This window comes from Capnocytophaga sp. oral taxon 380 str. F0488 (assembly GCF_000318255.2).
In the GTDB taxonomy this organism is placed as follows: domain Bacteria; phylum Bacteroidota; class Bacteroidia; order Flavobacteriales; family Flavobacteriaceae; genus Capnocytophaga; species Capnocytophaga ochracea.
Genome location: NZ_KB291210.1, coordinates 52830 through 76781, shown reverse-complemented (window position 1 = coordinate 76781; position 23952 = coordinate 52830). Strand labels below are relative to the sequence as shown.

Sequence of the window (23952 nt, the reverse complement as noted above, 5' to 3'; positions counted from 1 at the left end):
ATGGCAACCGCAATAAAAGCACACCAAATTCGTATACTGCAAACACTACTTAGTAAGCGTTTCAGATACCGAGAAGCCCGCCTAAACTTTGTATGTAGCTTTATTGGCAGAGAGCTTCCAAGTACCAAAAACCTCACCGAAGACGAGTTTTTTGCCCTTGCCGAGCACCTTGGTTATAAGTTCGAGATGTACGCCTATTTTGACACCCAAAATAAGCAACACCTAAAGCTATTATCCCTATGTCACGAACTCGGCTGGCGCGATACAAGTAACCCCAAGTACGCCGACATCAAACGCCTTGGCAAATGGTTCTGCTCAAGCAAAAACCCATTCAAAAAAAGTCTTCAAAACCTCACCCCCAGTGAGGTAGGAAAAGTAAATAACATCTTTGAAAAAATGCTCACCCAACGCTATGAAAGAAGTTAGAAAATTAGCCAATGAGAAAATTAGCAAATTAACCTGCTCTCACAAGCATAAAGAGCTCCGCACCCTTGCCCACTACTGTACTGTAGAAGTAACCGCCTTATTCTGCAAGGACTGTGGAGTACAACTCACCAAAGAAAAATGGGAAGTATAACCTTTTAAACACTATTTAAAATGAAAGAGACACCTACACATTATTTTTGCCATTTAGTCGGTGGCATACAAACTAAGAACAAGTTGCAAGAACAATTTTCTTGTTTTCTCAGAGGAATGGATGGCGAACTGTACCAAGCAAAAAAGTTAAATAAAATAAAAGAATACATCATCGAAAAAGCCAATGAACTTAATGAAGAGTACCCCGATGCAAACCCCTTAACATTTCCTTTACACAATACTCAGAAAAAGACAAATATTACCTATGCGGGTTTGAGTTTAACAGCTTTATTTTGATACCTGCTTACTTAATTAAAATATAAAAACAAATGACCTACACTGTAACCATACACCGTACCCACACATTACTTAAGCTCACCTACAAAAAAGGTGAGCTTTGCAAAATAGAAATCAAAAGCGGATGCCTCAATAGCCAGCAATACCAACAACTCGGAGCTATCCTACCCCCACGAGAGGAAGATATAGAACGCTACCAAGAGCAATGGAACGGCAGTGTGTCCTACCGTGAGGATGTGCCCGAACCTTTAAGTCTTTATGGAAAGTTTTTAGACGAGTGGTTTGCCTTTTACAAACACCTGTACGGCTTCCCTCCCAAGTTCACTGGAGCCGACGGCAAAGCCCTCAAGCAAATCATTAGCTATCTGCAACAAGTATCAGCAAACGACACTGAAGCCCTTGCCACGTGGCAATACCTACTCAGCAATTGGCAGAAGATGGACGCCTTTCACCAAAAGAATACCGATTTAAAATACATCAATTCACAACTTAACAAGATATTACAAAATGCAAAACGAGGTAACAGTAGTGCAACAACAGCCTACAGCGATAATTTCAAGCGAGAGATTCTTCAAGGTCTATTCACCCGCTAACTGTATGTTACATAGCTATAAACTCAAAACCATAGACGATGCTATCAACCTGCCTACGCCCAGTATCAACGCCGTAAGGCGTGACTATGGAGCAGAGGCTTGCGACAAGTTCGTGATGGCGTGGCTCGTCTACCTAAACGAAATGCTCAACCTATCCCGTCCAATGAGTGAAGACCAAATAAGGCTTTGCAGTAGCCAAATAATGAACGATTACGGTTACTTAAAGCTCACCGAGATTTCCTTCATATTCAAACGCATATTATCGGGCGAATACGGCGAGTTTTATGAACGTCTTGGCATTGATAAAGTACTTAGTTTTTTTCGCCAATACGACAAAGAACGCTTCACCTTTATAGATGAACAACGACAGCGAGAGCACTCCGAGTTTCGCTATCAAGAACGGGCTAATGAAACCCCTTTAGATGACTTTAAACGTCGTTTAAAAAAAGCCTACAGACTAATCTAAAATGAGCTAATTAGTAATTTTTAACATTTGCTAATTGGCTCATTTGCTAATTTGCTAATTATGTCATATCTTTGCACTATAAAATTCCTCATTCTCTTTGGTATATGCAACTTAAACGCAAATGTAAACAACGCCTACAGAGGCGTAATGAAAAGATACGTGAACTCTTCGGTGAGCTTACTAACAAGTACCCTCAATGGCGTATAGACGCGGTGATTGAGGAGGTAGCAGGTAGGGTATATTTGTCTCCTCGCACCGTAGAAGCTATCCTCTCTTATGAAGGTATTTATGCAGAAAGTTAAAAAAGTTTTAGTTGTTTACCTCTATTCTTTTTTATTTTGTACTTTTGCGGTCTAAAATATATTTTCTATGAGTAAACCAAAGAATGTAAAATGTAGAGCTTTTAGAATTAGTACAAGTGATTTTTCTGATAATGCTAAAAGTATTTTTTCTTTATTATGCGAGCAACTACCTAAAAGTAAAGCTAATGAAAGGAGAATGCGCTTAAATACTAAAGACGAAAGTAGGGAAGAGGATTTGATATGCGATTATGAAATATCAGAGGGTGTTATTTTTGGTACTTTATTGCGAATTAAGAGTAGTGATAATATACCAGAAATTCCAGAAGAAGTGTTTGAGGAGAACATTATTCACTTAGAACAATTAAGAGATTTAGATGTTAATTCTTCTTTATTCTACAAAGACCACTATTATTTTCTACTAAATGATAAGTATTTAATAGTAACACTAAGAGGTAATATTCCCATCACCCATTTTCAAACATATACGAATTGGTTGTTAGAGTCATTAAGAGCAAATACTCTTTTTGAATTTACCCCTATTATAAAAGAAAACCCTAATATTTCTCTTAGTGATTTGAAATCTTTAAGAATACAAGATCCCGTACGAAAGGAGGAAGATAATTTTGATTTAACAGAAACAAAGAGTATTAGCTTTAAACTACTTAGAGAAATGCTTACGGATGTACTTTCTTTTGATGAAGTGAAGGCTTCCGAAGTAATATCAGCTGAATTATTACTTAAATTTAGCAAGCCTAAAAAAATGAAAGAGGAAGATTATCAAAACTATTTTGGCGCACAATTAAAACCTATTTCTGATTTAGAAAATGTTACTTTTATTACTAAAAAAGGAAAAACTATAAAAGGAGATGAAATGCAGGAAATGCAGGAATTTAAAGTAGAAACTACTGACTCTGGTAAAATATCAGAACCTGAGCTAAAACAAGCAATGGAAAAATATTTAAGAGAACTCGAAAAATGTTTCAATTAAAAGACATATTAGTTTTACTATTTGCGGTTATACTTTCATTATTCTTTAAATGGTATTTAAATGATTATTATATGAATACTTTATTTACTATTTTAGGAATAATGTTTTCTATTGCTATGGGATTACTAATAACTTTTAATTTACAAGGTATTAAGAATAAGAGAGTCATAGATAAGTTGCGAAGTAATATAAAGAAAGTACGCCATTCTTATATCAAGTACTTTGCTTTTTCAACATTATTGTACTTATTAGAAAAATACCTTAGAGATAAAGAAAACAATCTCTATGATTTTTCAATAAGAGAGATAAGTATAACTATAAACTTTTCACTTATTACGGTTGTTATATTACTATATAGTATTATTTATTTCATAATCAACTTTATAGCAATGCAAAAGCTAAGTGATAATTTATATGATGAAGTGAACTCAAAAAAATAATTAACAAATTATTTTGGTAGTTTAAAATAAATTTGTACTTTTGCAGTACAAATTGGTTGGGAGGCTACATAAGAAAACTCTCGACCCCGACTCAGGCAGGTAAGTAACTCATATTTACCTGCCTGTTTTATTTTACAGAGTCCAGTCTTCTTTAAGTATGTCTTCCCTTAAGTAGGTTTTGTCTATACCATTTCTAATAACTAATACTTCCTCAATCCAAGTAGAACGTTTTACCCTATCCTGAATACTATCGCGCAAGTCTCCATTTGATATATCTGTTTTAATATCCAACACAATGTGTTTGGCTTGTTCCTTTGTACCCCTCAAGGCATTATCAACAGCACTTTTAGTAGGTTTATGAATGCGCTTGTACTCTTGCTTTATCTCTAACGTTTTATTGAATGTATCGGCGCTCTTCACCCCTGATATGTTGGATTTTTCTATAAGGTCTATTTCATAGCCATATTTATTAGCTAAGTAAGAAGCTATTTCGGCATTCTCTGTTTTCTCTGCCTTACCGTGCAAAGAACTTACTCTTACCGTGCCTTTTTCAGTAGGTACAGTCTCCCACGTTTCTACTCTTTTTGCCTTAGCTTTTTCCTTTTTAAGACGTTTCTGTAGCTTCTTATCTACCTCATTTACTTGTCTTTCGCTCATTCCTTTGGCATAGGGTATTACGGGGAATATCTCACCCGAAAGAGCGGGGTTATTAGCAAAGGCTTCTTTTATAGGTACGTCTTCTGCGCGTACGCCTTCTGTTACTGGAGTAGCAGTAGGCTCTACATAGCAACGACAGCCCCAATCATTAGGAGGTAGGTGTGTTTGCCAAAATGAATGCTCTACAGGTAGAGTAAGTCCGTCCCAAGCACGGTGGCTTTCACGGGTACGGTCGTCGTGCACCGCGTGATAGGTAAGGTTTGGGTATACGCGCTTGTTAGCTATATACTCCTCGTACTTTTGTGCCGATAAGGCATTGGCTACTGTTTGGTTGTACTCGGTTTGTAACCAACGCCTATTGTATTCTATATTCAGTTTGTTAGCCTCTGCCTTGAACTCTTGCCACGACAGCACCTTACCATTTTTAGTTAGAGAGGCTTCTATCTGCTGTTTAAAACTCGTTTCTTTGAAAGCTGAGAAGCGTGCAAGGTTGTGCTTTAGTGAGGTTACGAGTTCGGTATTAGTTTCCTCAATAGTAGGGTTGTAGCCCTCTGCTAAGGCTTTATTTAGGTGCTTGTAGTAGTATTGCCATAGTTCTTTGCTTTGTGCTTCACTAATACTACGCTCTTCAAAAGCCTCACGTATGTACCCCTCTATGAGCCTACTCAAGTCGTTGTCTTCCTTGTTGAGCTTTATAGGCTCGTGCTCGGAGCAACAATGGGTATGATAATGTAACTTGAGTAGGCTTAGGCTTTTTTTGACTCGTTCTGTTCCTCACCCCGTCCCTCTCCCAAGGAAAGGGAGGAGGTAGGCATACTTTCTATTTCCACCCCATAAGTACGCTCTATATAGTCTTGGGTAAGGATATAGCCACGCCCTAAGAGTACGCCATCTATACTGATTTGCTTGTTTGGGTCTGTTGTTTTTTCTACCGCTATTTTGGCGTTATCGGGGATAGGATAACCAATAGCACGCATAGCCGGCAAAAGCTGATTATTGAGGAATGCCAACATCTTCTTTTCGTCGGCATAGACAACCTCCTCCAAAGTATTCTCGTGTACTGTGCCTTGTGCCTTGCTACTACCGTTTTCGGTAGTCATTGTTTGGTGAAGTACGAGTTTTGATAACTCCTTGTCTAAGGCTTCAATTTTGCGGTAAAACACTTGGAAAGCATCGGCTTTGCTGTTCTCCTTAATATCTACTTCTGTACCAATAGGAAAAACGCCATACGAAGCCGAACCCATTTCCTCCAACCAATGGGCAACTTCCTCTTTCACACTATCACTTTGCGAAGCAATTTTGGCAATACGTATAGGAATACCGAATAACTCCTCGAACTCGTCCCACGAACCCCACGAATGGCGCTTGAGGATAGCATAAGGGGTAGCCTTTTCGAGTAACCCCGAATGCTTGTAAAATTGTGCTACCAATACTACCTCTTGCACATCTCGTAGGTCTATGCCAGTGGTAGCATCGTAGTCTTTTAAAAGTACGTGTTTTTCGGGGATTACCAAGCCTCTATCAATAAGTTCTACGGCTTTGATTTCGCCCTTGGTTACCTCTTTGAGCCATATAGGTGAATGCCCGTGATAGATGCTTTGATGAGCGAACTCGATAACATCTTCAAACCATTGTTTATCCTTAATATACTCGGTTAGGGTGTCGTCTTTAATCTCATCGATGGCGATAACGTAGTCCTTATTCGTAGTTCTTAAAGTACGATTTTCGGTGATACCTGTAAGGTGTCCGTCGAGGAGTACATCCTGGTATACCTCCTCCAGAGGGTAAGTACGAGGATAGTCCACACTATAGCGGGCATAACGTGCTGAGTGCCAATGGTTAAGTTCGGTACGCCATAGCCTGCGTTGGCGCTTGATGATGTCCACCATTAGATTGGTTACCTGCTGAATGTTTTGAGCTGTGTTTTTGCCCAAATGTACCTTTTTATTAAGTGCATTACCACTAAGGGTGACACTCTTTTCTATACGTTGTTTATGGAGTTGCTTTGCCATTATTTTAATTGATGAATAAACGGTCTATTTCCTTTTTGATATTGTTGAATAAGGTTTTGGAGTTGCCTATGAATTGTCGCTTAGGCATACCTTTCAAGCCCTCGTTGTGTCTTAGGGCATACTCCTTATGGGTGTAGAAGGTAACCTGCATTTTCTCCATACGCGCCCTAAAAGAGTGTCGTAGCTTGTTGCCTCCTGAGTTGTATCCTGTAAGGATAGCTCGCCCCTGGTTACGCTTGCCAAAGGGGGTAAAAGTACCTTTTTTGCCTACTCTATCTGAGCGATAACGGGTAAGGTCTCGCCCTCGTGTATCGGTAGTTTTGCGAGGTTGCCACTTCTGTAAGCCCTCATCATTAAACCCCTCATCTTGGAAGTTCTTTTGAATAAACTTGAGTCCCTCTGTTTTAAGCACAATAGGGATATCCTCTTTCACTAAGCGTGCGAGGGATTCAAGCTTTTTGCGGAGTTCTTGTAAATTGTTATTAGACATAATTACCAATGATTTTTATAGGTTTTTCGCCCTCCGAGCTTCATAAAGGGGGTGGGCGTATCAGGGGTGCCGTCGCCATCGGTGTCTCTTAGTCGCTTGGGTAGGGCGACTTCTATTTCTCCTTTGGCTATCTTTTCGAGCCATAGCATAGCCTCATCATAGCGAAGCTTCGCCACTTGGTTGAGGGTTTTGGTGCGCCTAATATAGATTTCGTGGATAACAATATCCTTGAGGTACTTTAACAGTATTTTACTGCGTTTGTCTCCCTCTTTGGCAAAGATAGCTTCGGTATCATAGTACTTATATAAATAAGAAGCTATTAGGTCTATGCCTTCGGCAATGATTTCGGTTACTATCTGCTCGTCGCCTTGGGTGATAAGGTCTATTACCTCTTTGGTGGCGACTGTTTTGAGTTCGTCTTTGGTTAAAAACACGTTGATAATGATTAATTGTTAATGATTAATTATTTGCGATTTGCAATCGTTTGTTAGCATAAGGATACGGAGTTCGCCTATAAATGCGCGTGGTGAAGGTTATACGATAGCTCATAATGCCATCATCACTTAGGCGCAATTCTTCCTCTCGCACCTGTTGTACAGGCTTGAACTGTTCGCCTTGCAGGAATTGTATGGTATCGGTGATTTTGTCCAATATATCCAACTCCATAAGCCCCTCTTCGGCATCAGCAGTGCCTAAGTGTTGGTCTGTCCAGCCGTCCTTGCAATAAAAGTCTATATGGAATTCACACTCGCCCTCTTGCACGTGCTGTGTCATCGTTTCGTATGTGATAGGCATTACCTGAATGAGAGTGGCAGTCCATATTTCGGGGTATCCGTTTTCTGGATTGTCAAACTGACCGCGTTGTAGGTCTATCAGCTCAATGCCTTCAATAGTGGCAAGGGCTTTTTTTACTTTTACAAATAGTTCTTTTCTCGGAGTACTCATATAGTTCTACGTTTGTGTTTAGCAATAAAAGGTCGCCCGCTTTGCAAGGGTTTTTCTGAGTAGCCAAAATACTGTTGGGCAAGGGTAATGGCACGCTCTAAAGTGTCTGGGGCGTCATCGTGTGAGGTAGTCCCTTTTTCAAAGGAAAGCACCTGCTTAATAAAAGCGTTGTAGTCACGTTCTGAACGCTTGGGAAGAGTCTCGTCCCAGTACAATATTTTGCGAAAGAGCGCATTGGTAATACCCGCCGAAATGCGATTGTGCTTGTCGCCCTCTTGGTGCAAACCAATAGGGATATTAGGGCAAGCGTTGTCCTCGGCACTTTGCATAATGATAGGGGTGTACACCGCTTTCTGTGCCATAGTAGCATCAAAGAAGCCCATTGTATTAAAGCCTTTTTTTAGATACTTCTTTACCCACTGGGCACGTACTTCCATAGCTGAATTAAGCTCACAACGTTGGCAGAATACCTCCAATACATACAGTTTAATACCTTTAATGCCAATAAGTACTCCCGCTTTATAGTCGCCTGTAGCGGTATAGGACAAGTCCCAATGGTCAAGCAAGCCGTCCCACGCCTCATTATCTGCTATGCGTACCAAGGCAATATCTTTCGCCTTAAAGAGCTTGCCCTCTTCAATAGGGTTGTTAAAATCCTCCCGCTGTGAGGTATAGTAGTCATCGTTGAACAGAATGCGGATAATATCCTCCTTAGTATCGCGTTCTTTCCACGAGGGCTCCCACTCTACATCCATATAGTTCTCGCGGGTGATATTCACCGTGGCAAGGTTCGTAACCGAGTCGTGCAGGTGTGGGCTGTCTTTCCACTTGTCATAGAGGTAGTCCAATATGCCATCTTTGACGATATAGTTGTTGTTGATGATGAGCCTTCCTCGTTTGCGGTGAAAGGCTTTCACTAAATCGCCCGTTATCTTCTTGCCGTACTTCTCTATCATATCGGGGCGTTTGGCTCTATCCAAGTCCTCTATATCGTCTAAAATAGCCAAGTCGGGGCGATACATCCCAAAACGCAAGCCCCTAAAAGGTTGGTTAAGCCCTAAGGCTTTGAAGTGCTTGCCGTCCGTAGTTTGAAAATCTCCATCCGACCAATCCCCATAAGAGAGTTGCAAACCAAAGTCTTTGATAAACTTCTGGTTATTTTCTAAGTGCGCTTGTAGGTCGGATAGTAGTATTTTAGCCAAGCCCTCGTTAGCCCCTATGAGTATAGGAAAGAAGGTGAGGTTATTCTGCTTGAGGTGACAGATGTTGCCTACATTAGATTGTATAGACTTACCTGCGCCTCTGAACTTCTTTCTGAATTGGCGTATAAACGGGTCCTTGTACAAACGAATATAGTCGTCAATATGAAACTTAGGAGTCTTGGCATCACCCAGGGGCAAACCACTGTCTAAGCCAAAATAGTAGTCGAAAAACTCACCATAGTTTTCTGGTTTTAAAAGTCGCTTGATACGTGCTTCCTGCTCGTCGGCTGTTTCCTTCTGTATAGCCTCGTAGGTAAGCTCTCGTATCATTTTGGACTTCGCAAAATAACGTTCTTTAGCTTCTTTGAGTTCTGTTTTAGTCATCTCCTCGTTGTAACAATTGGGTTATAAACATATCAAAGTAGGGGCGTATAGTTTTGATAAGCTCCATATAGGCTTCACGCTTTTTGCCCGTGCTTTGTCCTGCTTTCTCTAAGATAAAATTAGAGAAGCCGTCGAGGCTCTCCATAGTGTATACCGCTATCTTATTATGGTCTGTAATTCGGTCGAACGCAGCCACAATCTTAGTAATATCATCTGCCTTATAGGGCAAAGGTTCACCCCGTTCAATAGCCTGCGCACACTTGAGGGTGAGTTTGCGAATATTAGAAGGCTTAAGCGTTTGTAATTCTTTCTCATCATCCCATTTGCCCTCCTCTCGCCATTTGCCGAGTGTCTTAATGCCTATACCTATCATTTCCGATATATTAGCAATGCTAAAGCCTTTGGCAAATAGTTCCTTTGCCTGTGATTTCTTATAATCTGCCTCAACGGCGGTTAGTCGTGCCATATCTATTGTAGTAATTCATTTATCTTGTTATTAATCTCGTCAAACTTTGCTACGTTGTTAGGGGCGAAGTTGCCAGGGCCTGCGGGGGTTTGTATCACTGCCGTTTTAAGTTCATTTAAAAACTCATTTAAAAGGCTTTTAAAATCTACTTCCCCGCGTTGCAGATGTACCCCCGCTTTGTCTATGGTAAGCTGAGTCTCTTCTATTCGCAAGCTAACGCTCTCAATCTCGCTATAAGCTACCACATAGTAGCGGTTTTCGTCCTCCCCAATGGAAGCAATCAGTACGCTACTACCCACCTTTGGGAACAGGTAAAACCGCTCAGCATTATCGTTAATCACTGAAGCTAAGCGCACGGTATATTGTAGCTCGTCGTCCTTCACCTCACACGTGCCTTGTGCTTTGTCTACAGATAGCACCTCTACGGCTATGGTGGGGGTTTTGCGTTTGCCTATCTGCCGAAGTCCATCGGCTAATTCTCTATCAATGCTCATAATCGTGCTCCTATGGTTACTTGTCGGCGAGCCCCACTGCGCCCAAAGGTAGTTTCTACCTTCTTAATGAAGTAACGCTCGTCTATGTCTTTCAGTTCTTTGTCAATAATATGTGCCTGCATACCACGTGTGGCATAGGGGACTAAGAAACTCGTTATAGAGCCGTCAAAGCCGTCATACTTTAGCTTTTCCATTTCCGCTCTTGCCATATCTCGTAGCTTAGCCTCATCGCTCACTACAGAGGTGTGAAAGGTTCTTAACTCGCCATCAGGGTCGCCCTCTTCTACAGTTTTCTTTTTGTTGTTCTTATCTATGTAGGTATATCGTATTTTTAGTCTACGTTCGTCCTTGGTACGATATTCCAAATCGTTCGTCACGATGTTGTAATTGAGGTCATAGCGTGCTGTTTGCCCTATATTAGTAAGCTCCGAAAGCCCCGCGTATAACTTGCCCTCATCGTTGATAAAGATACTTAGGCGAAACTCCTCTTTGAGCTTTTCTAATACCTGCGTACCATTGGCATTGCGAATGAGCCACTGGTCTAACTGCATTTGTGGTATATTATCAGCCAAGGCAATAGGAGTGTTTTTTACTACCTCCTGCAATACTTCTTTAAGGCTTGTCTTTTGCCACGATTTGTTGATGTTTTTTCGTCTAAGCAAATACATAGCATCTTCACATTCTATGCTTACGGGAATGCTTGGCTTGACCTTCTTTACATAGCCTTCAAACTCTACTCCGCTATATACCCCCTCATAAGCAAGAGTAATGCTCACCTTATCGCCTGCTTTGATAGCCTTTTCCGTATAGAGGCTATCACCTCCTTTAGCTACTTTAAAATGGGTGGGTAGTTCAATAGTACAGGTGTCGGCTAATTCGTCTACCGATTTGGTGATTTTCACACTATGTACAGCCTTGAAGGTGTAATCCCCTATTTTGATAATTGCTTGTAATACAAACATTAGTATAAGTTGTTAAGTTGGGTTCGTTTTTCGTCTAACTCGGCATAGAAGTCCATATCCGACACTGCTTTGATGGTATACTTTTGTATTCCCTCCTTGCCCTCCATCGCTTCAAAGCTAATATCTTTCAAAACAATGTTACGAATATCAAAGAGGGTAAAGAGTTTGTTGCCCACTACCTCCAAACTCTCATTTTTTTCAAACAAGTGGTTAAGGCTTTGCACTTGTGCAGTAGGGTACAAGTCGGGGTTGTTAGTGTCTATGCAAAGTCCCTTGATAGTAATTTGCCAATCTTCAGTGGCTATGTACTCCTTTACCTTGCCCTTGCGGTGTTTGCCTACGGTTGCCGTCTCTACAATGGTTTTAGTGAGTGAAAAGCTCACCAAAGGTTCGTTTGGAAAGAGTGTTTGTACACCTGTTTTATCGGCAACCTTAAAGGTCATAAAGTATTGGCTACCATTGCTACGCGCTTCACTAATATTGGAGAGACTCGGTAGTACGTATTTCTTTTTATTATTAGCCCACCACGAGGGGAATGCTGGACCTACATAGTCCAAAAAAGCCCGCGCGGTGAGTTCTTTTAAATCAAAATCCATTCGTTAATGATGTTATTTTCAATGCAAAGGTCATACATATAAAGTAGCCAATGAAATTGCTGTCCAAAGTTTGGACAAATTCAGTACAAAATTTGGGGCAAATAAGCCCAAATTTTGGATGCCGATTTTTATATCGACAAAAACCTGCTGACTTTTGCACCAGAATTATAAGATGAACTAACACCCATTTGCTAATGAAACACCAATTTATCATCAATACTGAAAATGTAAACAGCTATGGCTACCGTATCCTTACTGACGGTATTGACTACGCCCAATATATGCGCAACCCCGTTGTACTCTTTATGCACGAAAGAGGTGTTAATGCCTATAAGGGTAGTGAAGTCATCGGGCGTTGTACCAAACTATACAAGGAGGGAACTACTCTTATAGCAGAAGTGGAGTTTGACGAGCAAGACGAGTTCGCTAAGAAGATAGCAGGAAAGGTGGAACGTGGCTATATACGTATGGCTTCAATGTTTGCCGAAATACAAGAAGTATCTACCGAACCACAACACATCTTAGAAGGACAAGTCTATGAGACTGTAACCGCTTGCAAGCTTGTGGAAATCTCCATTGTTGATATAGGAGGCAACGACAACGCTTTGAAGCTCTCGAAAGATGGAAAACCTTTTCAACTCAAAAAAATAGTAACTAATAATACATCAAACAATATGGATATTAAAGTGATAGCCCTTGCCTTGGGTATGGGCGAAAATGTGAAAGAAGAGGCAGTACTAAGTGCCTTACATAATCTAAAAACCGCCAAAGAAAATGCAGAAGCTGAAATAGTAGCTTTGAAAAAGACTATTACCGCTACCCGCACTGTCGAAGCTACTACCTTAGTTGACAAAGCTATTAGCTTAGGACTTATTCCGGAAGCTCTCAAAAAAAGTCAGCTAAAGCAGTTTGAAGCAGATTTTGATGGACAAAAAGCCGTACTCTCTAAACTTGTAGCCAACAAAGAAGCTGAGAATACACAGCAAGGAAAGGCTAACACCGTACGTGAGGTAGTGTTGGGAGCAGGAGCAAAACCAACAGGTACTGCCGATGAGAGCTTTGACTATTTGCAAAAGAAAAACCCCGAAAGGCTCCGAGCTATCCGAGACAAAGAACCCGAAGAGTATGCCCGCTTAGCTAAAGAGTACGCCAATGGGGTACGCTACACCGAAAAGTAATTTAATAACCCTTTAAAAACAATTTAAAACAGTATGAAATTATCACTAAAAGCATTATGTATTAATGTGGTTTTGGCATTCCTTGCCTCTCTTTTTATCGCCCCAGCTTTGGGTGCCTCAGTACCCTTGGTGGCTACAACTATCGTGGCAACTTCCACCGTAGCCCAGTACATAGCCCCAGAACTCTTTAAGGGTATTGCAATGGAGGGGCTTCAAACCGAAGTATGGATAGCGGGCATTAAAGAAAACCCTATCCCCGACAATTCGTTTGTACACCAGAGTGTGGATTTGTCGCAATACGTAGAACATAACAAGCTACACCTTGCCGAAGCAGGCGTGGAGCCTCCTGTACACGAAGACTATTTTGCCACAGCTAATAACCCACTACCTGTTGCCGACATTGCCGATATAGCTAACGAGGTAGTGTTACACACTTACTCTACTGAGCAAACTCGTCACCGCCAATTGCAGGAAATTGAGCTTGCTTACGACAAACGCTCCAGCGTGATACAACGACACCGCGTATCACTGGCTAAGAACATCGGCAAGCGTGCCGCCTACGCGTGGTCGCCTAAAAAAGATGACGCTTGGAACAAGGTGTGCAACCTCGCCGCTTCCGACTCGGTGATTGACGCTATCATCGACATCAAGTCTTTTTTGGAAGGCAAAGACATCTACGACGGCATTAACATCTGTCTCAATGCCGACCACTTTGCACGTATCCGCAAAGAGGATAAACGCCTCTACAAGGATATTATGAACGAAAACCAAATGTACGGCATTAAGGTGTTCCGTTACAACCAAACGCCTCTATATACCAAAACAGGTGAGAAGAAACCATTCGGGGCGACCAAAGACACCGATGACAAGCAATCGTCTATCGTATGGGTTACCGACGAGGTGTTCCGTTGTTTCGGCGATGTAGAGATGTATCCCACACTTCGTGACTCTGGGTTACAAGCTGACACTCTTTCCTTCGCACAACGTGCCTTAGTAGGGGTTATCCGCGCCAAGAACCCTAAATATTTAGGAGCAATCTTATAGGAATATATAGTAGGGTGAGCGGACGAGCTTAATGGTATCCATACCTCACCCTACTCCTATATTAACTTTAAAACAAAATACAATGACAACAGCAGAAAAAGCAAAACAATATTTTGATGAAAACAAAGCAACAAAAGAGCTCTATGCTACCTCCGATGGTTTCCTCTTCTTACTAAAAAAAGATGCACAAAACCACGCACAAACCTTAGAGGATAGCACAGTGGAGAGCTATACTAATGAGTTAGAAGATAAAGTAGTAACAGAAACACCAGACAAAACTGAAAAATCTGAAAACTCTGACGAGTCAGAAGGTGAGACTGTAACAGATACTTCAAAATTCAACTTTTTTAAACCTAAAAAATAATGGCATTACCTAAAGTATTATTCAATATTGCCAAAGACGGCTTAGGCAGAACTACGGCTATACAAAAGACTACTGGGCTTATCACAACGGGAGTTACGGTGAGCAATAAAGTAGAATTGGGCAAGTCGTACCAAGTATTCTCACTAAAAGAAGCTGTAGCTTTGGGAATTTCAGAAACTGAAAACGCCTTTGCTTATAAGCACGTAAAAGCGTTTTATGACCAAGCCCCTACGGGTACCCCTATATGGGTAATGCTCGTATCAGATGCCACTACTATGACGGCAATGCTTGACAAAGACGGTGCTTTTGCCCCAACTCTCATAGCTGATGCCAAAGGGGCTATCCGCGTGCTTGGGGTAGTGAAAAAAGCAACTGGTAGCGAGACTATCACCGCAGGTTTAGATGCCGATGTGCAGACAGCCGTAGTGAAAGGTCAAGCCCTTGCCGAACACTTTGAAAAGAAGTATATGCCTTTTAGAGTGTTAGTGTCGGGCAATAGTTGGAACGGCAAAGTAGCCGACCTTACTAATTTCTCCGAAAACGAACTCAACAAAGTAGCTTGTTTTATTGGGAATGATGATAAGGAGAAAGAAGCATCAGTTGGTTTATTTTTAGGCAAAATAACCAAAATACCCGTACAGCGCAAAATTCACCGCGTGAAGGACGGCAGCGTATTACCCTTGGTAGCATACTTCACTGACGGCACCACTATCGACAGCAAAGCCGACCAATGGGACGCGCTTGACGACAAAGGGTATATCTTCTTTCGCACCTTTGTAGGGCGTTCGGGATACTACTTTTCGGGCGATAATACCCTTACCAAACCCACCGACGACTTTAAGAGCCTATGCAACGGGCTTGTAATGGACAAAGCAATGCTCCTAAGTTATGGAGTATTGGTAGAGGAACTCAGCGACGAGGTGTTACTATCCGAAGACGGCAGTATTCACCCCGCTATTATCAAAGGTTGGCAAACCAAACTTGAGAGTACCTTGCAAAGCCAAATGGTATCGCAGGGTGAGCTTTCGGCTGTAAAGATTGATATAGACCCAAAGCAACGTGTACTACAAACGGGCAAAGTGGTGATAGGTATCAAACTGTTACCCGTAGGTTATGCCGACTTTATAGAAGTAAATATTGGCTTTACTACAACAGTTACGCCGTAAGGTAATTAACCATTGATAATTAATCATTAATCATTAGAAAAAATGGCAACATTCAACAGTAAACAATATGCGTGGTGTGAACTCTCTATCGCTTTTGCTGGGCGTATCCTCATAGGAGTTACGGAGCTGGAATATACCGAAAAGCGTGAGAAAGACTTGCTATATGGGCGTGGGTGCAAACCTCACGGAATTGTGTCAGGCAACCGTAGCTTTGAAGGCAAAGTTAGCCTTTGGCAAAGCGAGCTTGAGGCAATGACACGCGATGCGCCCAACAACGATATACTTGGGCTTAGCTTTGACCTTGTCGCTTCCTACGTGCCCTTGGACGGCGGACAGATAGTCACCGATATTCTCAAGCACGTGGAATTTACCGAAGTGAAAAAGGGAATGAAGCAAGGCGATAAGAATATGATTATAGAGCTCCCTATCCTCTTTACAGATGTAAAGAGACAAGTGTGAGCCACACGGGGCGGGTAGCATCCGTAGGCAATTTAAAAACCTTTTAAAAGCAGTTTAAAATGAACGTAACTAAACAACAAATACAAGAATGGAAAAAGCAGTACGGCGATGTGTACGTGCTGAATATTGAGGGCAAAAAAGCGTATTTGCGTACGCCCGACCGACAAACCCTTAGCTATGCCTCTACTTTGGCAACCAAGGACCCGCTGAAGTTCAACGAGGTAGTACTCAATAACTGTTGGCTTGGGGGCGATGAGGAGATTAAAACAGATGACACGCTGTTTCTCGCCGCCAGTAGTAAACTGCCCGACCTTATACAGATTAAAGAGGCTACCTTGGAAAAGCTCTAAGTGATGCGGAGATAGAAGAGGATAGGGATTGGCTTCGCATCACTAACGCTTCCTTGCGTTACTATATGCACATTACCAATCCCGACACCCTCTCCGATACCCAGTGGGCTATGAGAGTGAAAGAATTAGAGTGGCTTAGGCAGAAAGAGGCGGAACAATACAAGTAGTATAATAGGTAGTTTGTTGTAGTCTTTCACGTTCTCTTGCTTGTTCGGCTCCTTTGGAGAGCATAAGGGTAAGTATCGCTATAAGGAAAAAGAAAACTGCACTTGCAATAGCTGTGGTGGTGTATTTCCTTTTAGTAATAGGCTCTTTCTCGGTAAAAGCCCTATAGGTAGCATAGAAAGGCACACCAAGGAGAGCAATCCCATAGAACAACCCCGCACTAATAAGTAGCAATAAGCCAATAGAGGCAAGTAGGTTAAAGAAAATTAATAAGACTTTCATTGTGGCAAATATTTTAGAATATACATTAACGCTTAAAGACTTTGTCAGTGCAAAGTTACAAAAAATTGGCATAAATAACGATACAATATTAGAAAAATTTGCCGAATTAGAGAATGTACAGAAAAAAGTCTCTCGTGGCTTTGCCCAAATGGGCACGTCTGTACATACTTTGCAACAGAAAATAGCCTTACTCAAAGCCGAGCGAGATTTGTTGCCTATAGGTAGCCTTTCGGTTATTCGTAAGTACAACAGTGAGATTAATAAGTTAGAGCGCAGTGTTACTAAGCTACAAACTCTCAATGGAAGTAGGCTCAAAACGTGGTTTTCGGATGCTTTGAACAGCCTGCCTGGGATAGCTACGAACCCCCTAATATTGACGGGAGCTGTGATAGGAGGAAGTATCAAAAAGGGTATGGAAGCTGACCTACAACAAGCCAATATTACTACTTTGCTTCGTGGTGATGTAGAAAAAGCCAAAGCCTTATATGCTCAGCTCTCCGATTATGGCGTAAAAACGCCTTACGACAAGGCAGGACTTATTGAAGCGCAGAAGACAATGATGTCCTTCGGGCTTTCCTCCGAGTTTGCATTTGGCAAGCTCAAGAACATCGGCGATATAGCTATGGGTGATGCTCAAAAGATGAAGAGTCTATCGCTTGCTTTTGCGCAGGCTACTTCGGCAGGCAAGCTACAAGGGCAGGATTTAATGCAGATGATAAACGCGGGCTTCAACCCCTTGCAGGTGATAAGCGAACGCACGGGGGAAAGTATGGCGCGACTTAAAGAGCGAATGAGTCAAGGAGGTATCTCAGCTCAAGAGTTGGCACAAGCCTTTGAATGGGCAACCGACAAGCAAGGAATTTTCTATCAAGGCGCAGAGAAAGCGGGAGAAACTCTCAGCGGTAAGTTTAACAAAATGATGGACTCCATTACTGAACTTGCTTTAAAAGTATATGAAGCTATTAGCCCTATGCTTGGTCCCTTGGTAGAGTTTATGTCGGCAGTCTTCTCAAGCATAGGCCAGGGTATTGGGTGGCTTATTCAGAAATTCCAAGAAGGAAACCCCGTTATTTGGCTTATTGCAGGTGCTATAGGTATATTCACGACCGCATTGATATTGCACAACACCTACACAGCTATTGCTACCGCTTGGCAAAATAGGCTAACGTGGGCAGTGATAAAGACAAACCTCGCCTTTTTGGCAAACCCTATAACGTGGATTATAGCGGGTATTATTGCTCTTATTGCTATTATCACCTATTGCATTGTGGGTGTAAGCGGTTGGGGTAAAGCGTGGGATAACACCGTACAAGGAATGAAGTATCTGTGGGAGGCTTTTATACTTGGATTTAAGGCATATTGGAACACAGCTATCAACGCTTTTATGGCAGGAGTAGACCTTTGTAAGTTGGCTTGGTATAAGTTTAAAGAGGCTGTAGGTTTGGGAGATAGTAAAGAGAACCAAGCGATGATAAGTCAAATACAAAACGACTTGCAAGAACGTGCCAAATCGGTAGCAGAGGGCTATAAGAAAGCAAGAGAGGCAGGAGCCAAAGCCAAAGAAGCTTTCGGCAAAGCGTGGGACTCTTTAGAGTTTAAAAGCATTTCGAGTGTAAAAGATGACCTAATGGGCAAGTTGGGTATGAAAACCGAAAGCAGTCCTGCAGGAATAAGCCCTATAACAGGAGAAGCTACCACGCCAACGACGGGTGAAGGAGCTAAAACTAAAGACAATATCGTAACGGGAGGAACACGTCAAACCCATATCAACATACAGATAGGCAACTTAGGCACTGACACTAAGGTATATGTATCCTCTGTGAGGGAGGGTGTAGAAAACTTTGGGGCGCAACTGAAAGAAGAGCTTTTGAGAATTGTGAACAGTGTAAACCAAATGCAAACAGCCTAATGAAAGATATACTTATAGACAACAACAATGATTTGCGCCTATCGGCGGATGGTGATTTTGAGATAGGTTACTCCGATAACCAGCAACAAATGGCTATACTCACTACCGAGAAAGGTGAGTGGAAAGAGCACCCCGAAGTAGGTGTGGGTATTGCTCAAATGCTCGCCGACGACCTTTATACCGAGATGCTTATTGAGGTAAAAAAGCAATTGGAATACGACGGTATGCAAATTAATGATGTAGCCCTACAAGAGGGAGGAAAATTACTTATTGACGGAACCTATAATAGCAATTAATCTATGGCTCTAAACAAAGAACAACTCAAACAAGGCATTATCCGCCTGCAACAAGATATGCTTACTAAAACAGATGCCTCAATGGAAGAGTATGCCGAACGCTTGGCAAGCCTTATTGATGCATTCGTCAAGAGTGGAGAGGTAACAGTAGGCGCGGGTATACCCGTAAGCACAGCAGGTACTGCCACCGCTCAAACGGGAGCAACTACAAGTGCAGGAAAAGGCACAATTAGCTAAAAAACAAAATAACAATATGACAAAACTCAACTACATCTTACAAGGCTTTGGTTTTAGGGACTCTCAAGACTTCCTACGCTCAGCTTTTGGTCACACCTTTTCAATGCTATTTATCAAAATGGACGTTATACTATCATTACTATTTGCTACAATACATTTCCTCTTTGGATTCAATCACCTATTCCTTACCGCTTATGTGGTATTGCTCATTTTTGAATGGATAACGGGGGTACAAGCCTCCCGCAAGCGAGGTGAAAAACACGAGAGTCGCAAGTTCGGGCGTATGTTGTTGAAGATAGCGACCTATCTTGTGCCTATCTATATACTGCATACCTTCTCGGCTAATGTAGAGTTTCCAAGTCTTGGAGGTTTTGAGTTCGATCCCTTTCACTGGCTCTATTGGGTAATGCTCATCGCCATTATATGGCAATTAGTAGTGAGCCTCTTAGAGAACTTAGAAAGCTTAGGCTTTCGCTTCGCTAAAGTACTGCTCAAGATAATCAATAAGAAGTTCTATAAGACCTTTGAGTTAGAAGAAGAGCCTCACGGGCAATTAAATAACCAAGATAATGGAGATAACAGTCCTACATAATCAAAGCCTCCTTGACCTCGCTTTGCAACACACGGGCACAATAGAAAGCGTCTTTGAATTAGCCGAAGCTAATGCCTTAAATATTACTGATGATGTGCAGGCAAGCAAAATATTAGCACTATCCGTTGAAGTGTTCACTAACAAAGATATTTTAGCCTACTACACCGCTAAGAACTTACAGCCCGCGACAGCCTTTACCAAAGAAGATGAACAAGTGTTTGAACGACAAGAAGGTATTAGTATATGGGCTATTAACTTAGATTTTATAGTAACAAAAGATTATTTTCTACCACAATAACTTATGGCAAGAAGTATTCAAGATATTCAGCAACTCATCTACGCTCAAAAGGCGCAAGAACCCGCATTGGAAAACCTCAACAGCACCTCCAAAGTAGCTATATGGCGGCTGTGGGTATATATTATCTCGGTGGCTATATGGAGTTTGGAGAAGCTTTTCGATTTACATAGGACAGATATTGATAAACGCCTTACGGAATTAAAACCTCATACTGCACGCTGGTATAGAAGTAAAGCCCTTGCCTTTCAGTATGGTTATTACCTCGCTCACGACAGTGATAAATACAATAATCAATGGTTAACAGAGGAGCAGATAGAGGCGAGTAAGATTATAAAATACTCAGCAGTGGTGGAGAGTAAGAACGAGGGTAGGCTTATAGTTAAGATAGCAGGTGAACAAGGCGACACCTTGCAACCTATTACCGATGTCCAACGAAAGAGCTTTGAGGCGTATTTGCAAGAGATAAAAGATGCAGGTGTACGCCTATCAGTGGTGAACTATCAGCCCGATGTGTTGCACCTACAAATGAAAATTGTCTATGACCCTTTGGTGCTCGATAGTAATGGGCAAAGTATAACTAAAGCAACCAAACCAGTAGAAGAGACTATAAAAAGCTACTTAAAAAGGTTGCCTTTCAATGGTGAATTGGTCTTAGCGCACCTTATTGACGCGCTTCAACAAGCCGAAGGAGTGAAAATCCCGCATTTGGTATTGGCACAAAGTAAGAACATCACCAGTAGTGGCGAGTATGGGGCTTTTGAAACCATTGAAATAAGCAAGATACCCACCGCAGGCTACTTTACGATAGACAACTATAACGATATAACCTACATAAGCAATGTATAACTTCAATATTGACAAACTGCTTGTACTGCTAACACCTACCTTCCTACGCAAGCCGAAGATGGTAGCGTGGTTACGTGCGTTGGCAATACCCTTGAATAAACTACTTTACCAATTTCAGCAAGCTCGCGAATCCGACTTATACAACTTGGCACATAACAGCCAAGTATGCTATTTGCGTAAGGCTCTTAATGATGAGTTTGACAAGGTGAAAAGGGATATTAATATCGAGGACGGCAAACAGAATGCACGCATCTACATCTACCCCCGCAGTACTAACAAACCACTGTACTTAGGCAAAATATTCCTATACCAACGAGGCAGTTATATTGATGGAGGAGTGGACTTTATAGTAGTCCTTCCACGAGATTTAGAATACGACTTCTACAAGCTCGAAGCTCTCGTGAATTTTTATAAACTTGCTGGTAAAAGATGGACCATAAGAATTGAATAATATGAACAAATTAAACCTAACCCACGAGGCAGGATATCCCTTCGATGTGAATTTTCTTGCCTTTATGCAAAATGCCTACAGCCTATTTAACCACTTTGGACACCTTGCAGGTAATAAGGTGATTGTTTCTGGATGTGAGCAGTCGGGCAATACTCTTTCGTCGGGTACTGTATTTATTAATGGGGAACTTTTCCCCTTTGAAGGAGGCGCCAAGAGCGATACCGTATTTATCAAAGAAATAACAAATGAGGTAACCTTTGAGGATGGTTTTTTACGCCCATTAGAAACCATTAGAACTGTGGCTTTTGGTAGGTCAGTACCTGAGAAGACTTTCAATTGGGCAGACTTTCAACGAGTTACTAACCTACAAGAATTAGGGGAAAATAAAGCCGAAAAACAAGCCCTTAAAGATTTAAAAGATGAAGTAGAAAAACTCAAAAAACAAAAGCAAGCGGTGCCTATTGGGCTGATTGCCTTATGGGGCAAGCCTGCCTCAGAAATACCTGCAGGTTGGCGTGAGTACGTGAACCTACGCGGTAAAATGCCAATAGGTCTCGATCCAGATTATGTAAAAACCAAAGACGACTCGCAAGACTACCAATTTAACACTTTGTTAAAGTCTGGTGGAGAACGCTCTCATAGACTCACCATAGCCGAAATGCCTTTGCACACTCACAATTACAATGATATATATTATTCAGAGGCCTGGGGGAGTGTATATATACCAGGCAATATAGGATCAGAAAAAACAGACGATGATAACAAGGGATATGATATGACGCGTACCTCGGCAGGTACGGGTGGCGACCAGCCTCACAACAATATGCCACCTTACCGAGTAGTACAGTTTATTGAGTATGTAGGATTTTAATTAGAAAACAAGATATTATGACAACAATAGAAACATTAAAGCAATGGTTCTCTAATCTTAAAAAACCAACGCAAGAACAGTTTTGGGCTTGGTTAGATAGTTTTTGGCACAAGAGCGAAAAGATACCAATGGAAAGCGTAGAGGGCTTGGATAAACTCGTAGAAGGCACGGCTTCAGCTGAACAATTGAATAATCACCTAAACGATAGCAATGCACACAAAGCTCTCTTTGACAAAAAAGTGGATAAGGTAGAGGGTAAAGAATTAAGTTCAAATGACTTTACTAATGAATATAAAGAGAAGTTGGACGCTCTGCACCCCACTGACACTTCAAAGCTATTACCCAAAGGTAACTTCACAGGTACTGCACAAGACTTAAAAAAACAGATTGATGATAAAGCTGACAAGAATCATAAACATAAATGGAGTGAGATAGAGGAGAAGCCATCTATTCCTTCTGAAGAAAATTTTTGGAAAAGTAATATTGGAGAAATTGAAATTTCTAATGAAAATAAAGGAGGAAGACAATCGGGTTCATATAATTTCTATGGAGGTCAAGGTATTTTACTAAGTTTTAGAGGAGGTGGAAATATTACATCTTTAGAGTTTTGTAAACGAATTGTTAATAATTCTGAATATGAAAATGACCATCTTTTAGTGAGGGCTTCTGATGAAAATAATGAATTTCCAGATGAAGGTAAATGGGAGCCATTAGCTTGGTATTCTGATACTAAAAGGTTAGGATATATTGCATTTGAGTACCATCCTCCTCAATCAGGCACTACTGGAATCTCTGCTTATGAAAATGGTAACTTTGGAAGAATGTTGTATATTGAATCTTCTTGCTTCATTGATTTAGACCCTTTGAAAAATACATTTGCTTGTTTACAATACTTCAAGACTTTTGATGAAGGAGAGATTACCTTACAAAGTATAAGAAGTGAAGTAGAACTTGTCTACCTTACAGAAGATACTATATGTAATGGAAAAACAGGAAGTAGGATATATCTATACGCTTGTAAAAATAAAGTATATATTGAAATCATAAATCTTAAATAGAACCAAATGAAAAAAAGCACCCGCAACATCCGTTACTTAGTAGTTCACTGTTCCGCTACACCAGAGGGCAGAGACCACACCGCCAAAGATATAGCCCTTTGGCACAAACAACGAGGCTTTAATGAGATCGGCTACAATTACATTGTCCGCTTAGACGGTACCGTAGAGTTAGGCAGAGACGTGAACAAGATACCTGCTCACGTCACTAACCACAATAAGGATAGCATAGGTATCTGTTACATTGGAGGAATAGATAAAAAAAACCTTCAACCCAAAGATACCCGTACCCCTGCCCAAAAAGAAGCCTTAAAGAAGCTCCTCACCGAGCTTAAAGCCCTCTACCCCGAAGCCGAAATATTAGGTCATAGAGACTTCCCAGGAGTAGCTAAAGCCTGCCCTTGCTTCAACGCCAAAGACGAATATAAATCAATTAGCAAATGAGAAAATTAACCCTATTATTATTAGCGTTCCTTGCCCTCGTAGGGTGCAAAACCAAAAAAGTAGAAACCTACACAC

Annotated in this window: 35 protein-coding genes; 24 read left to right on the top strand and 11 right to left on the bottom strand. The window is 41.4% G+C overall.

Translation table 11 applies throughout. The features are described from left to right. From HMPREF9078_RS07540 to HMPREF9078_RS07510, 8 genes are all read left to right on the top strand, one after another. Entirely contained in the window at positions 1 to 426 is a 426-nt protein-coding gene (locus HMPREF9078_RS07540; protein WP_009420106.1) for a hypothetical protein, read from the top strand. Further along, positions 413 to 577 (top strand): hypothetical protein, encoded by a 165-nt coding sequence (locus HMPREF9078_RS11910; RefSeq protein ID WP_009420105.1) that lies wholly within the window; start codon positions 413 to 415, stop codon positions 575 to 577. Before HMPREF9078_RS07540 ends, HMPREF9078_RS11910 begins: the two co-directional genes overlap by 14 nt. Before the next feature lie 20 nt (positions 578 to 597). After that, entirely contained in the window at positions 598 to 873 is a 276-nt protein-coding gene (locus HMPREF9078_RS07535) for a hypothetical protein (protein WP_009420104.1), read from the top strand. A gap of 32 nt (positions 874 to 905) precedes the next feature. After that, positions 906 to 1466, top strand: coding sequence for a hypothetical protein (locus HMPREF9078_RS07530; protein WP_009420103.1), 561 nt, complete (start codon positions 906 to 908; stop codon positions 1464 to 1466). A 4-nt stretch (positions 1467 to 1470) separates the two neighbouring features. After that, positions 1471 to 1932, top strand: a complete 462-nt coding sequence (locus tag HMPREF9078_RS07525) for a hypothetical protein (protein ID WP_009420102.1) — start codon at positions 1471 to 1473, stop codon at positions 1930 to 1932. Positions 1933 to 2036: 104 nt separating this feature from the next. Further along, on the top strand, positions 2037 to 2234 hold the full coding sequence (locus HMPREF9078_RS07520) for a hypothetical protein (protein WP_009420101.1): 198 nt from the start codon (positions 2037 to 2039) through the stop codon (positions 2232 to 2234). Between the two features lie 67 nt (positions 2235 to 2301). Then, positions 2302 to 3222: a hypothetical protein gene (locus tag HMPREF9078_RS07515; protein WP_009420100.1), complete on the top strand. Its 921-nt coding sequence runs from the start codon at positions 2302 to 2304 to the stop codon at positions 3220 to 3222. Between the two features lie 71 nt (positions 3223 to 3293). After that, positions 3294 to 3662 carry a hypothetical protein gene (locus HMPREF9078_RS07510; protein ID WP_157453567.1) on the top strand — a complete coding sequence of 123 codons (369 nt, stop codon included), beginning with the start codon at positions 3294 to 3296 and terminating at the stop codon, positions 3660 to 3662. 132 nt (positions 3663 to 3794) lie between these two features. Here HMPREF9078_RS07510 and HMPREF9078_RS07505 read toward each other — a convergent pair whose 3' ends face one another. From HMPREF9078_RS07505 to HMPREF9078_RS07460, 10 genes are all read right to left on the bottom strand, one after another. Beyond that, a complete protein-coding gene (locus HMPREF9078_RS07505; RefSeq protein WP_009420098.1) occupies positions 3795 to 4988 on the bottom strand; it encodes a phage minor head protein in 1194 nt (397 codons plus the stop codon). A 77-nt stretch (positions 4989 to 5065) separates the two neighbouring features. Next, positions 5066 to 6331: a DUF935 family protein gene (locus HMPREF9078_RS07500; RefSeq protein WP_009420097.1), complete on the bottom strand. Its 1266-nt coding sequence runs from the start codon at positions 6329 to 6331 to the stop codon at positions 5066 to 5068. 4 nt (positions 6332 to 6335) lie between these two features. Continuing rightward, entirely contained in the window at positions 6336 to 6821 is a 486-nt protein-coding gene (locus HMPREF9078_RS07495; protein ID WP_009420096.1) for a phage virion morphogeneis protein, read from the bottom strand. A 2-nt stretch (positions 6822 to 6823) separates the two neighbouring features. After that, positions 6824 to 7255 (bottom strand): phage protein Gp36 family protein, encoded by a 432-nt coding sequence (locus HMPREF9078_RS07490; RefSeq protein WP_009420095.1) that lies wholly within the window; start codon positions 7253 to 7255, stop codon positions 6824 to 6826. 25 nt (positions 7256 to 7280) lie between these two features. Next, on the bottom strand, positions 7281 to 7766 hold the full coding sequence (locus HMPREF9078_RS07485; protein ID WP_009420094.1) for a hypothetical protein: 486 nt from the start codon (positions 7764 to 7766) through the stop codon (positions 7281 to 7283). Further along, on the bottom strand, positions 7763 to 9352 hold the full coding sequence (locus tag HMPREF9078_RS07480) for a hypothetical protein (protein WP_009420093.1): 1590 nt from the start codon (positions 9350 to 9352) through the stop codon (positions 7763 to 7765). Before HMPREF9078_RS07480 ends, HMPREF9078_RS07485 begins: the two co-directional genes overlap by 4 nt. Continuing rightward, on the bottom strand, positions 9345 to 9818 hold the full coding sequence (locus tag HMPREF9078_RS07475) for a hypothetical protein (RefSeq protein WP_009420092.1): 474 nt from the start codon (positions 9816 to 9818) through the stop codon (positions 9345 to 9347). The genes HMPREF9078_RS07480 and HMPREF9078_RS07475 overlap by 8 nt, the downstream gene beginning before the upstream one ends. Positions 9819 to 9820: 2 nt before the next feature. Continuing rightward, positions 9821 to 10312 (bottom strand): hypothetical protein, encoded by a 492-nt coding sequence (locus HMPREF9078_RS07470; protein ID WP_009420091.1) that lies wholly within the window; start codon positions 10310 to 10312, stop codon positions 9821 to 9823. Further along, on the bottom strand, positions 10309 to 11274 hold the full coding sequence (locus tag HMPREF9078_RS07465) for a hypothetical protein (RefSeq protein WP_009420090.1): 966 nt from the start codon (positions 11272 to 11274) through the stop codon (positions 10309 to 10311). Before HMPREF9078_RS07465 ends, HMPREF9078_RS07470 begins: the two co-directional genes overlap by 4 nt. Then, positions 11274 to 11870, bottom strand: coding sequence for a DUF6046 domain-containing protein (locus HMPREF9078_RS07460; protein WP_009420089.1), 597 nt, complete (start codon positions 11868 to 11870; stop codon positions 11274 to 11276). The genes HMPREF9078_RS07465 and HMPREF9078_RS07460 overlap by 1 nt, the downstream gene beginning before the upstream one ends. A 194-nt stretch (positions 11871 to 12064) precedes the next feature. Here HMPREF9078_RS07460 and HMPREF9078_RS07455 point away from each other — a divergent pair, with 194 nt between their 5' ends. The 6 genes from HMPREF9078_RS07455 to HMPREF9078_RS07430 all read left to right on the top strand — a co-directional run bounded on the left by HMPREF9078_RS07455 (position 12065) and on the right by HMPREF9078_RS07430 (position 16431). Next, positions 12065 to 13048: an HK97 family phage prohead protease gene (locus tag HMPREF9078_RS07455; RefSeq protein ID WP_009420088.1), complete on the top strand. Its 984-nt coding sequence runs from the start codon at positions 12065 to 12067 to the stop codon at positions 13046 to 13048. Between the two features lie 33 nt (positions 13049 to 13081). Then, on the top strand, positions 13082 to 14092 hold the full coding sequence (locus tag HMPREF9078_RS07450) for a hypothetical protein (protein ID WP_009420087.1): 1011 nt from the start codon (positions 13082 to 13084) through the stop codon (positions 14090 to 14092). Positions 14093 to 14174: 82 nt separating this feature from the next. Next, positions 14175 to 14456 (top strand): hypothetical protein, encoded by a 282-nt coding sequence (locus tag HMPREF9078_RS07445; protein WP_157453566.1) that lies wholly within the window; start codon positions 14175 to 14177, stop codon positions 14454 to 14456. Continuing rightward, entirely contained in the window at positions 14456 to 15622 is a 1167-nt protein-coding gene (locus tag HMPREF9078_RS07440; RefSeq protein ID WP_009420085.1) for a DUF2586 family protein, read from the top strand. The genes HMPREF9078_RS07445 and HMPREF9078_RS07440 overlap by 1 nt, the downstream gene beginning before the upstream one ends. 42 nt (positions 15623 to 15664) lie before the next feature. Next, the gene (locus tag HMPREF9078_RS07435; RefSeq protein WP_009420084.1) at positions 15665 to 16081 is read left to right on the top strand and encodes a hypothetical protein; all 417 of its coding nucleotides are present in this window, start codon (positions 15665 to 15667) and stop codon (positions 16079 to 16081) included. Positions 16082 to 16140: 59 nt separating this feature from the next. Continuing rightward, entirely contained in the window at positions 16141 to 16431 is a 291-nt protein-coding gene (locus HMPREF9078_RS07430) for a hypothetical protein (protein ID WP_009420083.1), read from the top strand. A gap of 135 nt (positions 16432 to 16566) precedes the next feature. Here HMPREF9078_RS07430 and HMPREF9078_RS07425 read toward each other — a convergent pair whose 3' ends face one another. Then, positions 16567 to 16878 carry a hypothetical protein gene (locus HMPREF9078_RS07425; RefSeq protein ID WP_009420082.1) on the bottom strand — a complete coding sequence of 104 codons (312 nt, stop codon included), beginning with the start codon at positions 16876 to 16878 and terminating at the stop codon, positions 16567 to 16569. Position 16879: 1 nt separating this feature from the next. Between HMPREF9078_RS07425 and HMPREF9078_RS07420 the strand changes: the two genes are divergently transcribed. From HMPREF9078_RS07420 to HMPREF9078_RS07375, 10 genes are read left to right on the top strand one after another with little or no spacing between them, the layout of a single operon-like run. Then, complete coding sequence (locus HMPREF9078_RS07420) at positions 16880 to 18787, top strand: tape measure protein (protein WP_009420081.1); 1908 nt, start codon at positions 16880 to 16882, stop codon at positions 18785 to 18787. Continuing rightward, positions 18787 to 19083, top strand: a complete 297-nt coding sequence (locus HMPREF9078_RS07415) for a hypothetical protein (protein ID WP_009420080.1) — start codon at positions 18787 to 18789, stop codon at positions 19081 to 19083. The genes HMPREF9078_RS07420 and HMPREF9078_RS07415 overlap by 1 nt, the downstream gene beginning before the upstream one ends. Before the next feature lie 3 nt (positions 19084 to 19086). Then, positions 19087 to 19320: a hypothetical protein gene (locus HMPREF9078_RS07410; protein WP_009420079.1), complete on the top strand. Its 234-nt coding sequence runs from the start codon at positions 19087 to 19089 to the stop codon at positions 19318 to 19320. A gap of 16 nt (positions 19321 to 19336) precedes the next feature. Continuing rightward, the gene (locus HMPREF9078_RS07405; RefSeq protein ID WP_051035609.1) at positions 19337 to 19912 is read left to right on the top strand and encodes a phage holin family protein; all 576 of its coding nucleotides are present in this window, start codon (positions 19337 to 19339) and stop codon (positions 19910 to 19912) included. Beyond that, complete coding sequence (locus HMPREF9078_RS07400; protein ID WP_009420077.1) at positions 19890 to 20210, top strand: hypothetical protein; 321 nt, start codon at positions 19890 to 19892, stop codon at positions 20208 to 20210. The genes HMPREF9078_RS07405 and HMPREF9078_RS07400 overlap by 23 nt, the downstream gene beginning before the upstream one ends. Before the next feature lie 3 nt (positions 20211 to 20213). Then, entirely contained in the window at positions 20214 to 21056 is an 843-nt protein-coding gene (locus HMPREF9078_RS07395) for a hypothetical protein (RefSeq protein ID WP_009420076.1), read from the top strand. After that, positions 21049 to 21507 (top strand): hypothetical protein, encoded by a 459-nt coding sequence (locus tag HMPREF9078_RS07390; protein ID WP_009420075.1) that lies wholly within the window; start codon positions 21049 to 21051, stop codon positions 21505 to 21507. The genes HMPREF9078_RS07395 and HMPREF9078_RS07390 overlap by 8 nt, the downstream gene beginning before the upstream one ends. Position 21508: 1 nt before the next feature. Further along, the gene (locus HMPREF9078_RS07385; RefSeq protein ID WP_009420074.1) at positions 21509 to 22378 is read left to right on the top strand and encodes a hypothetical protein; all 870 of its coding nucleotides are present in this window, start codon (positions 21509 to 21511) and stop codon (positions 22376 to 22378) included. Positions 22379 to 22395: 17 nt separating this feature from the next. Beyond that, positions 22396 to 23436: a hypothetical protein gene (locus HMPREF9078_RS11325; RefSeq protein ID WP_009420073.1), complete on the top strand. Its 1041-nt coding sequence runs from the start codon at positions 22396 to 22398 to the stop codon at positions 23434 to 23436. A 6-nt stretch (positions 23437 to 23442) separates the two neighbouring features. Beyond that, entirely contained in the window at positions 23443 to 23877 is a 435-nt protein-coding gene (locus HMPREF9078_RS07375) for an N-acetylmuramoyl-L-alanine amidase (protein WP_009420072.1), read from the top strand. Positions 23878 to 23952 lie beyond the last annotated feature (75 nt).